The 13,657-nt window shown below is 72.0% G+C and carries 11 protein-coding genes; 3 read left to right on the top strand and 8 right to left on the bottom strand.

Going from position 1 to position 13,657, the window contains the following annotated elements; genetic code table 11:
- Positions 1-98: 98 nt before the first annotated feature.
- The 3 genes from AW274_RS02325 to AW274_RS02315 all read right to left on the bottom strand — a co-directional run bounded on the left by AW274_RS02325 (position 99) and on the right by AW274_RS02315 (position 2,094).
- On the bottom strand, positions 99-956 hold the full coding sequence (locus AW274_RS02325) for an LLM class F420-dependent oxidoreductase (RefSeq protein WP_062428843.1): 858 nt from the start codon (positions 954-956) through the stop codon (positions 99-101).
- A 79-nt stretch (positions 957-1,035) separates the two neighbouring features.
- Positions 1,036-1,866 carry a universal stress protein gene (locus AW274_RS02320; protein WP_062428841.1) on the bottom strand — a complete coding sequence of 277 codons (831 nt, stop codon included), beginning with the start codon at positions 1,864-1,866 and terminating at the stop codon, positions 1,036-1,038.
- Positions 1,867-1,878: 12 nt separating this feature from the next.
- On the bottom strand, positions 1,879-2,094 hold the full coding sequence (locus AW274_RS02315; protein ID WP_157519724.1) for a hypothetical protein: 216 nt from the start codon (positions 2,092-2,094) through the stop codon (positions 1,879-1,881).
- A gap of 29 nt (positions 2,095-2,123) precedes the next feature.
- Between AW274_RS02315 and AW274_RS02310 the strand changes: the two genes are divergently transcribed.
- Entirely contained in the window at positions 2,124-2,480 is a 357-nt protein-coding gene (locus AW274_RS02310; RefSeq protein ID WP_062428837.1) for a YciI family protein, read from the top strand.
- Positions 2,481-2,521: 41 nt separating this feature from the next.
- Here the strand turns inward: AW274_RS02310 and AW274_RS02305 are convergent, their stop codons facing one another.
- A complete protein-coding gene (locus AW274_RS02305; protein ID WP_062428835.1) occupies positions 2,522-2,941 on the bottom strand; it encodes an SRPBCC family protein in 420 nt (139 codons plus the stop codon).
- A 144-nt stretch (positions 2,942-3,085) separates the two neighbouring features.
- Between AW274_RS02305 and AW274_RS02300 the strand changes: the two genes are divergently transcribed.
- Complete coding sequence (locus AW274_RS02300) at positions 3,086-7,132, top strand: nSTAND1 domain-containing NTPase (RefSeq protein WP_062428834.1); 4,047 nt, start codon at positions 3,086-3,088, stop codon at positions 7,130-7,132.
- On the opposite strand, the gene AW274_RS02295 is transcribed toward AW274_RS02300, so the two are convergent.
- Entirely contained in the window at positions 7,133-7,537 is a 405-nt protein-coding gene (locus tag AW274_RS02295; protein ID WP_062428832.1) for a hypothetical protein, read from the bottom strand. It lies immediately after the preceding gene.
- Between the two features lie 94 nt (positions 7,538-7,631).
- Positions 7,632-8,684, bottom strand: a complete 1,053-nt coding sequence (locus AW274_RS02290; RefSeq protein WP_157519723.1) for an STM4015 family protein — start codon at positions 8,682-8,684, stop codon at positions 7,632-7,634.
- A gap of 36 nt (positions 8,685-8,720) precedes the next feature.
- Between AW274_RS02290 and AW274_RS02285 the strand changes: the two genes are divergently transcribed.
- Positions 8,721-9,065, top strand: a complete 345-nt coding sequence (locus AW274_RS02285; RefSeq protein WP_157519722.1) for a hypothetical protein — start codon at positions 8,721-8,723, stop codon at positions 9,063-9,065.
- A gap of 73 nt (positions 9,066-9,138) precedes the next feature.
- Here the strand turns inward: AW274_RS02285 and AW274_RS02280 are convergent, their stop codons facing one another.
- Together AW274_RS02280 and AW274_RS02275 are read right to left on the bottom strand one after the other, a co-directional pair.
- Positions 9,139-12,543: a phosphodiester glycosidase family protein gene (locus tag AW274_RS02280; protein ID WP_198168985.1), complete on the bottom strand. Its 3,405-nt coding sequence runs from the start codon at positions 12,541-12,543 to the stop codon at positions 9,139-9,141.
- 328 nt (positions 12,544-12,871) lie between these two features.
- On the bottom strand, positions 12,872-13,573 hold the full coding sequence (locus AW274_RS02275) for a pentapeptide repeat-containing protein (protein WP_062428826.1): 702 nt from the start codon (positions 13,571-13,573) through the stop codon (positions 12,872-12,874).
- Between the last annotated feature and the right edge of the window lie 84 nt (positions 13,574-13,657).

The following is a 13,657-nucleotide window of genomic DNA, read 5'->3' as shown; positions in this document are numbered from 1 at the left end:
GCAGTGGACTGGTGTCCTCCACCCTGTTCGGCCGGGCCGCTCCGCACATCAGCGAAACTACGTATATCCCCTAAAAACCTACGTATTTTGTCGGGAAATCAGAGGAGGGTCGCGGCCGCCGTCTCCAGCGCCGCCAGGTGCTCGTCGACGGTGCGCAGGCCCGCGTTCATCGTGTTGACGCTGACGTGGGTCGCGCCGTGCTCCCGCCATCCCCGGGCCTTCTCGGCCAGCACGTCCTGGTCGGGGGTCCACCGGAGGCGGCCGTCCATGCCGAGGGCGGCCGGGTCGCGGCCCGCCTCGGCGGCGGCCCGCTCGACCGCCGCCTTCGCCTCCGCCAGGCCGGGGCCCGGTTCCAGCTGCGGGAACCAGCCGTCGGCCAGCCGCCCGACCCTCCGGTACGCCGGCGCGGACTGCGCGCCGAACCACACGGGGATCGGGCGCTGCACCGGCAGCGGGGCGAGCCCCGCCCCGGTCACCCGGTCGAACTCCCCGTCGAAGCTGAGCGACCGTTCGGTCCAGAGCCGTCGCATCAGCGTGACCTGCTCCTCGATCCGCCTGCCCCGGGTCGTGAAGTCCTGCCCGAGGGCCTCGTACTCGACCCGGTTCCAGCCCAGCCCCACCCCGAGCCGGAACCGGCCGCCGGTGAGCAGGTCGACCTCGGCCGCCTGCTTGGCCAGCAGCGCGGTCTGCCGCTGCGGCGCGATGATGATCGCGGTCACCATCTCGAGCGAGGTCAGCGCGGCGAGGTAGCCGAACAGCACCATCGGCTCGTGGAAGGCGGTGGACACGTCGTAGGGGCCGTCCCAGCCCTGGTGGACGTCCGGATCGGCCCCCAGCACGTGGTCGTAGGCCATCACGTGGGTGAAGCCCAGTTCCTCGACCCGCTGCCCGTAGGCGCGCACCGCGCCGACGTCGGGGCCGATCTCGGTCTGGGGGAAGACGACGCCGATCCGCATGGCCGCTCCTTCTCGTGGGCTTGGTACCGATCATCATTCCGCGATCGGCTCAGGCCATGCCCGCCGGCGCCGGCCCCGATCACCGTTCGCGCACGACGGCGATGGGGCAGGGCGCGATGTGCAGCAGCGCCTGGCTGACCGACCCCAGCACCATGCCGGCCAGCGGCCCGCGCCCGCGTGAGCCGACCGCCAGCAGTTCGGCGTGCGCGGCGGCGCGGCGCAGGACCTCGACGGGGTGCCCCTCGACGATCTCCATCCACACCTGGACGTCCGGATAGCTCTCCCCACGGCCCGCGAGGGCCTCCGCCAGGGCCCGGCCGCTCGCCTCCGGCTCGCCGCCGACGGCGCCCAGGGCGTCGCGCCAGTTCCAGGCGATGACGGCGCGCAGCCCGACGCCGCGGACGGCGGCCTCCCGGAACGCGAAGTCGAGCACCCGCGACTGCGCCGCCGACCCGTCGACGCCCACGACGACCTCCGGGCGGGGTTCGGCCGGAGCGGGCCGGACCACGACCACGTCGCAGTGGGCGTGCCCGGCCACGCCGAGGGCGACCGAGCCGATCAGCAGGCCGCGCAGCGACCCCATGCCGGAGTCGCCGACGACGAGCAGGCCGGCCTCACGGGAGAGCGCGATGAGCTCCTGCCGGGGATCGCCGCCGGTCAGGGCGGTCTCGACGGCGACCTCTTCGGCCACCCGCCGGGCGGCCTGCGTCGCCTCGGCCAGGGCGGTCGCGCCCCCGTCGCGCATCCACCCGCCGATGTCGGCGACCGGGCCCTCGGGGCTCTCGTGCAGGCACCATTCCGGTACGACGCTCACAAGCCGCAGCGGAACCCCGCGCAAAGCCGCCTCCCGCGCCGCCCACTCCACCGCCAGCACACCGGGCGCCAGCCCGTCGACCCCCACGACGATCATGTGTCCATGTGATCACACCGGGTCGTCGCCGCGTACACCGCCCAGCACCCGGTGCCTGATCACCACCGCCGCGAGGAACGCCCCGCCGACCACCTGCTGGAACGACGACGACAGGCCCGGGTAGCCGACGTCGACGACCGTGCCCTGACCGAGGGCGGCGAACAGCACGTGGAACCTCGCGAATCCCTGGGCACCGATGTAGAGAACCCGGCGGTGGCTCCGACTCATCACCGGAAGCACACCGAAGGAGAGACACGATGAAGTTCCTCTTGATCATGCACATGAACCCCCGCCTCTGGGACGGCCTCACGGAACAGCAGCGCCAGGAGGTGATGGCCGGCCACGGCGACTTCATGGAGGCCATCACCAAGTCGGGCGAGATGGTCGCCACGGCGGCCCTGGCCGACCCGACGCAGAGCGCCGTGGTCACCGTCCGCGGCGGCATCCCGGTCGTCACCGACGGCCCGTTCCTGGAGACGAAGGAGTTCTTCGGCGGCTACTACCTGATCGAGGTCGAGAACCGGGAGAGGGCCCTGGAACTCGCGGCCCTCATCCCGGACGCCCACGTCGACGGCATGGGCATCGAGGTCCGCCCGGTGGTCTTCGCCCAGTGAAGAGGAGAGGGCCTCCCCTTCTGGGGGAGGCCCTCGCCCGTTCAGCCGTCGAGCGCCCGCCGCAGCGAATCGAGCCCACCGCTCAGCACCCGATGGACGACCGCGACCGCCTCCTCCTCGGTGGCCCCGTCGGGCGTGAACGTGCCCGTCCACTCGACGCGGGACCTCTCCGGAGCGCCGGGGACGCCGAGGACGGCGATCACGGCCCGGTAGTCGCGCACGGGGAGACGCAACTCGCCCGCGGAGTAGCCGTAGGTGCGGGCCTGATCGTCGAAGTGCTGCAGGCGCTCGACGATGACGACGCCGTCCTTGGTGACGACCCTGCGGACACGGCCACCCTCCAGCAGCTCACTGGACGTGATGGAGGGCAACCAGTCGGGCAGCGAGCCGAAGCCGCCCATCAGGGCCCAGACCCGGTCGGGGGAGGCGTCGAGGTCGGCGGACGCGGTCGTACTGGCCATGGTGGTCTCCTGATGTGGGGGGCACTCCTGTGTGTACCTCCGCGCGGACGCGGGAGCCAGATCTTCCTTCTTGACAGGAGGAAGGGGCGTCGCGAACCTGGGCTCCTTGATCGTCAAGCTCTGGCCCGGGAGTCGTGAAGCCGGATGGAATTCAACGTGCTGGGGCCGTTGCGGGTCATCCGGGACGGGGCCGAGGTCTCTCTCGGAGACGCCCGCAAGCTGCGGCTGACGCTCGCCGTCCTGCTGGCCGGGGCCGGCCGGCCGCATTCGGCCGAGACGCTGATCGAGGCCGTCTGGGGCGACCGGCCGCCGGCGTCGGCACGGCACAACCTCTACCTGTACGTCCACCGCCTGCGCCGGACCCTGGGCGACGACGTGGTGACCCGCGGGCCCGGCGGCTACACCCTGCACGCCCCCGGGCTCGACGCCCGCCGCTTCCGCGACCTGACCGCCCAGGGCGAGGCGGCGCTGGAGGCCGGAGAGGCCGAACTGGCCGCCAAGAGGGTGGGCGAGGCCCTGAGGATGTGGCGGGGCGAGGCGTTCGAGGGGTTCGCCGACTGCCCGCCGGTCGCCGAGGCCGCGGGCGCCCTCGACGAGGCCCGGCTCGCCGCGGCCGAGTCGTGGGCGACCGCGATGTTGCGGGCCGGCCGTCCCGGCGACAGCGTCGCCGAGCTCACCGAACTGGTCCGGCGGCACCCCTTCCGCGAGGGGCTGCGCGCCCACCTGATGCTGGCGCTCTACCGATCCGGACGGCAGGCCGAGGCGCTGGAGGGCTTCCACGAGGCCAGGGAGGTGCTCGACCGGGAGCTCGGCGTCGAACCCGGCCTCGATCTGCGGCGGCTGCACGAGGCGATGTTGCGGGGCGACGAGGAGCTGATCCCCCTGCCGTCCGACACCGGCGAGTGCCCGTACCGGGGACTGGCGGCCTTTCAGGCGGCGGACGCCGCCTGGTTCTTCGGACGGGAGGCGCTGCGCGACCGGCTGGCCGACCTGTCCGACCGGCTGCCGCTCGTCGCGGTGTACGGCGCCTCGGGCAGCGGCAAGTCGTCGCTGCTGCGCGCCGGGCTGCTCGGGGCCCGGCCCGACGGCGTGCTGGTCACGCCGGGGGAGCACCCGCTCGCCCAGGTGCCGGAGGAGACCGGCGGGCTGCTGGTCGTCGACCAGTTCGAGGAGGTCTTCACGCTCTGCGCCGACGAGGCGGAACGGCGCGCGTTCGTGGCCCGGCTGCTGGAACCCGGGCGGCGGGTGGTCCTGGGCGTCCGGGCCGACTTCCTGGGCCGGCTGACCCGCTATCCCGACCTCGTCGACGCGCTCACCGGCGAGGCGCAGGTGCTGGTGGGACCGCCGTCGACGGCCGAGTTGCGGGACATCGTCGTCGGCCCGGCCGCGCGGGCGGGGTTGCGGGTGCAGCCCGAGATGCTGGCCGAGATCGTCGCCGCCGCCGTCGCCGAACCGGGCGGGCTGCCGCTCGTCTCGCACGCCCTCCTGGAAACGTGGCGGGCCCGCGAGGGCACCCTGCTCAGCCTGGACGCCTACCAGGGCACCGGCGGCGTCGCCGGGGCCATCGCCCAGACCGCCGAGCAGGTGTACGCCGGCCTCGGCCCCGAGGAACGCCAGGCGGCCCGGCGCATCTTCCTGCGGCTGTCGGCCCTGGGAGAGGGCACCGAGGACACCCGCCGTCCGGTCGCCACCACCGAACTGGTTGGCATCGCCGCCGAACCGGTGGTCACCGGCGTGCTGCTGCGGCTGGCCGCCGCCCGGCTGGTCACCCTCGGCGAGGGCACGGCCGAGGTCGCGCACGAGGCGCTGATCCGCAACTGGCCCCGGTTGCGCGGCTGGCTCACCGACGACCGCGCGGCGCTCCTGGTGCACCGCGGCGTCACCGAGGCCGCCCGGCTCTGGGACGACCACCACCGCGACCCCGGCACGCTCTACCGAGGCTCGCGCCTGTCGTCGGCTCTGACCTGGGCCGACGAGCACCCGGACGAGCCGAACACGCTGGAGGCCGCCTTCCTGTCCGCGTCCCGGTCCGCCGAGCAGGGCGAACTCGTCGCGGTACGCCGCCGCAACCGGCTGCTGAAGCGACTGGTCGCCGGGATCGCGGCGCTGCTCCTGCTGGCCTTCGTCAGCGGCGGCGTCGCGGTCGGCCAGAGCCGCGAAGCCCAGCGCCAGCAGCACATCGCGGCCTCCGGCCGGTTGTCGCTGACGGCCCGGTTCCTGCTCGACACCGACCCCGACCTGGCCGGCCTGCTGGCCGTCGCCGCCCACCGCCTCACCGCCGACGCCGAGACGGTCGGCGGGGTGCTGAGCGTCGCCGCGGCGGCCCGGCGGCGCGTCGAGGTCCGCCCCGGCGGGGCCGGCGTCTACGCGCTGGCGTTCAGCCCCGACGGCGGCATGATGGCCGCCGCCGGAGTCGACGGCACCGTCGGCGTGTGGGACCGCGACCACCGCAGGATCGCCACCCTCACCGATCACCAGACCGACGTGCCGCTGTACGTCAGGAGCGCCGCGTTCAGCGGCGACGGGCGCTACCTCGCCTCCACCGCCCGCGAACCCGTCGCGAAGGGGGCGCGCGGCTCGATCGTCGTCTGGGACACCACCACCATGAAGGCCGTCTTCACCGAACGGCTCACCGAACTCACCCCCGCCATGGCCTTCTCCACCGACGGCCGCACGCTCGCGGCCGGCCACGACGACGGCGCCATAGACCTGTGGACGTTGCCCGCCGGCACCCGCCGATCGATCGGCACGGGCGGGCCGTCCGTCGGCTCGCTGGCCTTCGCCGCCGGGAACTCGCTGCTGGTCGCCGCCGGACCGGAGCACCCGGTCGTGCTGGACGTCCGCACCGGCCGCCGCCACGCCGAGGTGCCCACGGAGCGCGTGCACCGCGTGATCGTCTCCGGGGAGACGCTGGTCACCGCCTCCGACACCGGCGGGGCCAAGTTCTGGCGGCTGACCCGCGACGAGGTCACCCCCATGTTCGCGCTGCCGACCGGCGGCCCCTACGCGTGGGACGTGTCCGCCCCCGCCGGAGACCGGGTGGCGGTGGCCGACGAGGACGGCAAGATCACCGTCTGGGATCTGACCCGCCGGCGACCCGTCGAGACCTACCTCGACCGCAGCCGCGCCGAGACCAGGGCCCTGGCCCTCAGCGCCGACGGCTCCCGGCTCGCCTCGGGCGGCATGGGCCCGTCGATCGTGATCCGCGAGCACGCGGTCCCGCTCTTCGGCGGCCACGACCAGGCCGTCAACGACCTCCAGATCAGCCCCGACGGCACCACCGCGGCCTCGGCCGGCAGCGACCGGACCGTCCGGCTCTGGGACCTGACCGGGCACCCCCTCGCCATCCTCGACGGCCACCCCGACCAGGTCAGGTCGATCGCCTACAGCCCCGACGGCCGCGTGCTCGCCGCCGTCGGCCGCGACCACAGCCTCACCCTGTGGGACGTGCCCACCCGGCGGCGGCTCAGCGAGACCCGCTACGCCGGCACGGGCGCCACCACCAGCGTCGCCTTCGACCCATCGGGCCGCACCCTGGTGACGACCGCGATCAGCCGGTTCCGCTGGGACGTCACCGACCCCGCCGCCCCCAAGGAGACGCCGTTCGACGCCCCGCCCTACCTGTCCACCGTGGTCGCCTACAGCCCCCGCGACCCGCTGCTCGTCTCCGCCGGCCCGTCGGACCTGCTCGTGCTCTGGAACACAGCCACCGACACGGAGATCACCCGGGTCCGTCCCGGCCACGGCTCGATCCTGGACGTCGCCTTCAGCCCCGACGGGCGGACGATCGCCACCGCGGGCGCCGACCGGACCGTCAGACTGCACGACCCGGCCGGCCGGACCGTCGCCACCCCGCTGACCGGCCACACCGCCCCCGTCCACGCCGTCGCCTTCAGCGCCGACGGACGGCTGCTCGCCTCGGCCGGGGAAGACCGCACGATCATCGTGTGGGACCTGGCCAGCCGGCGCCCCTTCGCCCGGCTGACCGGCCCCACCCTGCCGATCAAGGCCCTGACTTTCACCCCGGCCGGCGAACTGATCAGCGGCGACGACTCCGGCCGCATCATCCGCTGGCCCCTCGACCCCGCCGCGGCGGTGTCGGGGTTGTGCCGGGCCTCCGGCCGCGATCTCACCGCCGCCGAGTGGGCCACCTACGCCGCCGGCCTTCCCCGCCAGGCGGTCTGCGCCTGATCAGCAGGCGCGCAGCCCCGGCGTCCAGCCGTTCACGTTGGTGGTGAGCTGACCGAACCGGGTCGGCTCACCGTCCAGGCGCAGCTTGTAACTGCCGTAGAGGCCGGACACCTTGACGTACCGCGCGTAGCCGTAGGGGACGCTGGAGTACCAGAAGTACTGTCCGGTGCCGACGTCCTGGAGCTTGATGGCCAGGGACTTGCCGCCGAGCGGCCCCGGGCAGTTCGTGGCGATGACCATGAGATCGTGCGTGCCGGAGTTCGCGGCCACCGTCCCCGTCGTGCACGTGGTCCAGAACAGCGGGATCGAACAACTCGAACTGGCGGCCATCGCCGGAGGCGCGACCCCGAGGAGAAGCGCCGAGACCGTTCCCGAGACGAGGGCCAGCTTGTGGATCTTTCGCATTCCGCTCCTTCACGCCGGTTGACCTGACGGGCAGAACGCTGGGTCATCGGGATATACGCGAGCTATATCGGCTGGTCAGCGACGTCGTCCCGGGTCATTCGGCGACGGAGATGTACGGCCCCGTCCGCCGGTCCTGAGGTTCGGAGAGGTCGATCTCGACCTCGGGCAGGGCCGCGCGGAGCCGTTCGCCCATGGGCTCCGAGACGAAGTGGTGGTGCAGGTCGAGCCGGCGCAGGTGGGTCAGCGGCTGGCCGGTCAGCAGCGCCTCGACCCCGTCGTCGGTCAGGCTGCCCATGGCCAGGCTGAGCTCCTCCAGCCGGGAGACGACCGGCGCGGCCGCCACGGCTGCGGCCACCCGGTCCTGGATCTCGCTGTCGCGCAGGCCCAGCCGGCGCAGCGCCGGCAGACCCGTGCCGCCGAGGATGCCCGCGAGGTCGTTCACCGTCGCGCCGCCGCCGTAGGCGGCCGTGCCGAGCCACAACTCCACGTGCTCCAGCGCCGGCAACTCGCTCTCCCCGATCGCCCGCACGACCTCTTCGGGCAGCCCTCCGGTCTCGAACCGCAGGATCCTCAGCGACGAGTGGCGGACGGGCTTCAGTTCAAGGCCGTCGGCGCCCCGGACGTCCAGCCGCTCCAGCAGGGGAAACGCCTCCAGGACCGGGGTGATGTCAGCGTGCGTGATCCAGGAGATCTGGTATTCGGGATCGGTGCAGCCGAGGAACAGCGACCGTAATCGGGGCAGCCGGTGGGCGTTGGCCGCGAGCACCGCGGGCGCGTGGCGCGCGCTGATGCCGGGAGCGACGATGGCCTCGATCCGCGCCCCGTCGGCGACGGCGAGCAGGTCCTCCAGCCCCGAGAGGTAGCCGTCCTCGTCGGCCTCCTCGAACATCTCACAACCGTGCAGGGGCCAGGCCACCAGCGCGGGATCGACGGTGGCGCGGCCCTTGAGCAGCCGATATCCGGCCACGGGAAGCCCGGCGAAGGTCTCCCGGTGGGCGCCCATCCTGTCGACGTCATAGAACCCGGATTCGGGGAGGAACGTCTCGCCGCAGTCACGAGGATCGGCGGTTCTGCCGCGGAACTGCGCGTCGAGATATCGGTCGTGTTCGCGGTCGTCGCCGTAGATCTCATTGCCTTCGAAGAACATCCGCCATCTCTACCAGCGATCGCCGACAATTCGCGGGTGAGAAGACTGGTCGTGTACGCCGCCCTGATGACGCTGACGGCCTGCGGCCCCAGCCACGAAGACCTCGTCCTGCGCGCCCTTCCCGAATTGGAGCGGGCGGCCGAGACGATCGGTGCGGAGGAGACCGGGGAAGTCACGATCGGCGGGGTCGAGTTCATCAGGGTCTACCGCTTCCGCGACCGCGTCTATTTCGTGACGAGCGAGGCCGTGGTCGGTGTGGACCCCAGTGGTTATGTCTGGAGCCCGGAGAGGAGACCGCCGGCCCACGAGATCAACGGGGGAGCGGCGTCGACCTTCGAACATCTGCGGGGTGCGTGGTACCGGTGGAGCGACAGCTACTGAAGGTCGGCGCCGGACAGCACTGAGGGCGAGCACGTATGTGCTCGCCCTCAGCCGCGCCGGTTGCAGGCTGCGGTCACTTGCCGGGCAGGACCTGGATGGTCTTCGACGTCGTGATCGGCGCCAGCGAACTGTCGTCGGTGTACGCCCGCATCGAGTCGTTCGTCACCGTCACGGTCACCGTGCCGGGGTTCAGCGCGGTGAGCGTCCGGGTGCGCGGGTCGAGGATCGCGACCCGGCCCTTGCGGACGGCCGTGTCGACGGCGTCCTGCCCGCTGCCGATCGCCAGGGTGGACGAGCCGCTCCAGTCGACCGACATCGGGTAGCGCAGCGGCACCACGCGGGTGCCCGCCGACACGCCCGACGGCTGGACGATGCTGCCCGAGAGCTGCGCCGTCTCGTCCACCTTGAGCGTGTCGGGGGTGGTGAGCGTGATGGACTGCGCGAAGGCGCGCACCTCGGCCTCGAGCCACTGCTTGTCGGCGTCGCGCCGCGAGTCGACCGACCAGTTGACCCATCCGGTGAAGCCGCCCCGGTCGGGCGTGCCGTAGGGGTCCTTGCCCGACGACGGCAGCACCATGTACGGCACGCCTTCGAGGCGGTGGACGTCGGCGATCTGGGCGTGGGAGCCGACCATCGCGGTGCCCTTGCCCGTGGTGTCGCGGAAGTCGGTCAGCAGGTTCTCGATCAGCGCGACCTCGTCGCGGTCGCCGAGCTGGCTGGAATCGGTCTCGGCGGGGTCGTCCACCGGGTGGTGGGCGAACACGACGACGTTGTGCACCGAGGTGTCCTTCTCGGCGTCCCCGAGCGCCTTCTGCAGCATGGGGAGCTGGTCCCAGGCCGTCGAGCGCAGCGACCCGATCGAGCTGGCGAGCAGGATGAACCGGGTGCCCTTGTGGTCGAACGTCCGGTACGGCTGCCCGAACTCCTTGATGAAGTTCGTCAGGTCGGACTGGACGTTGTTGAGACCGTAGGACTCGTGGTTGCCCGGCACGTAGTAACACGGGATCGAGCCGGCGTCCGGGTTGGGCGTGCTGTCCGCCGGCGGCTCCTGGCCGACCGGGACGAGGTCGCACCCGGCGTCGGTGAGCACCTGGCGGGCGAGCGCGAGGTCCTGCGGCAGGCCGCGGTCGGTGATGTCACCGTTGAGGACGACCAGGTCCGGCTTGGTCGCGCGGATCCGCCTGACGGCGGCGGTCGCGACCTGGGTCAGCGCCGGGTTGTCGGCGGTGAACTGCACGTCCGACAGGGTGGCGAACCGCCACGTGCCGGCGCCCTCGGGCAGCGAGCCGTCGTCGGAGATGAGCGGGTCGGGCCGCAGGTCGGGCTGGGCGGGCAGGTCGATCGACGTCGGGACGTCGGCCTCGATGCGGTCCAGGACGAACGTGCCCGCCTTCTGCTGCGGGACGCTCGTGTTGATGCCCTGGAAGCCCGAGATCGAGATCGGGAACGGCGTGTTCGCCGGCATCGTGAACGTCGCGTTCTGCCAGTCGCCGCTCGCGGTCAGGGCGGTGCCGTAGACGCCGGTGCCCTTGCCGTTCGCGTCGGTGTAGGCCAGGTACGTCAGGCCGTTCGGCACGTCGATGCTCGACTTGATCCGCACGCGCACCCGCAGCGGCTGGCCGGGCACGGCGATGCGCCGGGCCGCCGACGCGGCGGTGATGCCCACGTTGCGCATGGCGTTGAAGTCGATCCGCAGCCCGTCGGGGTCGGCCGAGAACGTCGTGGCCGCAGTGCTGTTGTTGCGCCAGCGGGCCAGCACGTCGTCGTCGAAGTCGTAGACCGTCTTGGTCTCGACGCCGACCGTGATCGGCAGCTGGACCGACGCGCCGCCGACCGAGACCGTGAGAATGGTGCCCGCGGCCGTGAGGGGGGTGATCTTCAGCTTGCCGTCCACCGGCTGGATGTCGACGACGGCGTGGTCGTAGTCGAGCGTGAGGTCCCGGGGGTCGATCGGGGCCGCGTACCCCTGCGCGTTGCGCCCGGTCACGGAGACGGTCACCGCGTTGGCGGGCGTCGCCTCGGCGATGGAAAGCCTCTTGGACGACAACTCGACCGCGCTGACCGGGTCGAGAACGGTGACCTTCACGGGCTTCGCGACCACGGCGCCCACGCGGGCGTCGACGCTGATCCGCCCGTTCGGCTTGTCCGGCGCCACCAGCGTCCCGCCCTCGACGGACGCTCCGCGAGCAGACCACTGCACGGAACCGGCGTCGACGCCGACCGGCGTCTGGTGGTCGTCGACGCCCGCCGCGAGGAGCGGAAGACGCAGCCCCGGGAAGACCTTCAGCCCGGCCGCGGGCTTGATCAGCAGCTCGTGCAGCTTGCCGTCGCCCTTGGCGACGAACACCCCCACGCCGTTCGGGTCGTTGCGCTCCCGCCCGTCGGACGGCACGTTGCGCACGGTCGCGGCGTCCTCGCCGAGCTCGCGGGCGACCATCGTGGTCGAGCCGCCGCCGTCGAGGTTGACCGCGGTCTGCACGCCCATCGCGACGAGGTCACGCGCCTCCTTGTCGATCCCGACGCCGCCCTTGCCGGTGCCGCCCGGCCCGTCCCAGGTGGCGAGCACGAGCGTGCGGCCGCCGTCCTTGAAGCCGAGCGCGGTGCGCGGGGCGATCGAGGTGTCGAGGCCGGGCACGACCTGGCCGCCGGTGACGACGGTGCCGCCGTGGCCGAGCGCGAACTTCATCGTCTTGGCGGCCTCGTCGGCGAGCGCGTAGCTGAGCGTCACCGGGTTGCCGGGCTGCAACGCGCGAATCGCGGTCGCCGCGGCGCCACGCCCGACGAGCACGAAGCCGTCGTCCGGAATCGCCCCAGAACCCGCAGGACCGTTCGGCGTGACAGAGACGACCGACCCGTTCCGGACCAGCACCTCGGCGATCTGGTCGTTGCCCACGCCGGTCATGCCGCGGTTGCGGCTGTACTCACCCCACGCCGAGGTGAACGCGATCAGCCCGTCAGCCGGGACCCCGCCGCCGTTCGCGGCGTTGACGGACAGCACCTTGTGGTCCGCGCCCGAGAAGTTCGCGGCCGCGTTCACCATGAGGTTCACCAGCTGGGCGACGCCGTCCTTGCTGACGCCGACGTGCTGGCGGCCGCCGATGTCAGCGGTCTTCCTGAGCTGCCCGTCGAGGACCTCGCCGCCGAGCGCCGCGTTGGAGTTGCCGATGTCGAAGAACTCCCCGTTGACCCCCGCGACGGCCCCCACCTTGTTGGCGGCGACGCTGAGCGGCCCTCCGGCCGCGACCGGTCCGGCGGTCAGCAGATCGGTGCTGACGGCCGTGTTCGACAGGTCGACGGTGAGGAACCGCGCGTCGTACCAGCCCTTCTGGTCGAGCGCCTTGACGTGCTGTAACGCGATCCCCGGCCCGATCTGCTCGGTCGTGTCGATCAGGGGGATGCCGCCGGTGACCGGCGCGGTGCCGTCCGCGTACACGGCGGCAGGTGAGACCGCCAACGTCGTCGCCGCGGCAAGCGCCACCAGCAGAAGCTTCGTACGTGGATGGTTCGAGACCATCGATTTCATTGCTACCTCGGGTCATGTGATGACACGGGGATGACGCCCCCGCTGCGCCCAGTTGGATCAAGGGCACAAGCACCCGATTAAAGAGATCACCAGGAAAGCGCTGGTGACGCGCCCACGAGCACCCAATGAAGCCTGGCCGAAGAGCCGTCGGCCCACCGACCGCCGGAGAGGCGCGATCGACGCCGCGCGGCAGGCTCGGCATCGCCGACGGGGCCGGCCACGCCAGGTATGCCTCGACCACCTCGGGGCGACGTGGGCCCGCTGCGGGACTGGGCCTCAGGCTCTAGGCCGCGATGATCGACAGCAGTCGCTGAGCGTAATCCGGTGAGAGGCGCTTGGTCAGGAATGAGGTCGCGATGAACAGGTCACGCTGACCCATCGCCGTTTCGTCGAGGAGGACGCCGGTCACGATCGACGCCTCATCCCGGTCTGGCGTGGAGGTCCAGGTGGCGATGTCCTTCCTCGCCTCGGTGAGGATCCCGGCCGCCTGTCGCAGCAGGAGGAACCCGTCGCCGCCGGGGAGACGCTGGGCGTCAAGGTCGACACCTCCGCGGAAGGCGACCTCGCGTAGTTCGGCGCCGGAGAAATCATTGCCCGAGAATCGGTTACGGGTCCGCAGGAGCCGGTCGTCGAACAGATCGGGCGTGGCGCTGAAGGTGACCGACTTCAGCAGACCGGTGAAGGTGCAGTCGACGAATTCGGCCTCCAGCGACATCATGTTCATGATCTGCACGCCGTTGAACACGCAGGAGATGAACGACGCGCGGCCCGGTGACACCTGCTTCAGCCGCGCGCCGCTGAAATCGCACTCCAGGTATTCGGTGGGATGCATGCCCGCCCCCAGCGACCCACCGCGAACGACGGCACCGGTGAAGTCGCACCGCGTCAGCCTGCTGCCCTCGCCGATGACGAGATCAGTCAGCTTCTGCCCGGTGAAATCGGCCCGGTCGAGATCGGCTCCGAGAATGACCTCGGGATGTCTCATGGTTCTTCCCGTTCACGGAGAGCGGTGATTCTACACCCCACCTGACCCTCGACCGGCTTCTGCCTTTCAGATGCTCGAATCCTT

The sequence above is a fragment of the Herbidospora daliensis genome (assembly GCF_001570585.1).
In the GTDB taxonomy this organism is placed as follows: domain Bacteria; phylum Actinomycetota; class Actinomycetes; order Streptosporangiales; family Streptosporangiaceae; genus Herbidospora; species Herbidospora daliensis.
This window is presented reverse-complemented; position numbering and strand designations above follow the sequence as displayed.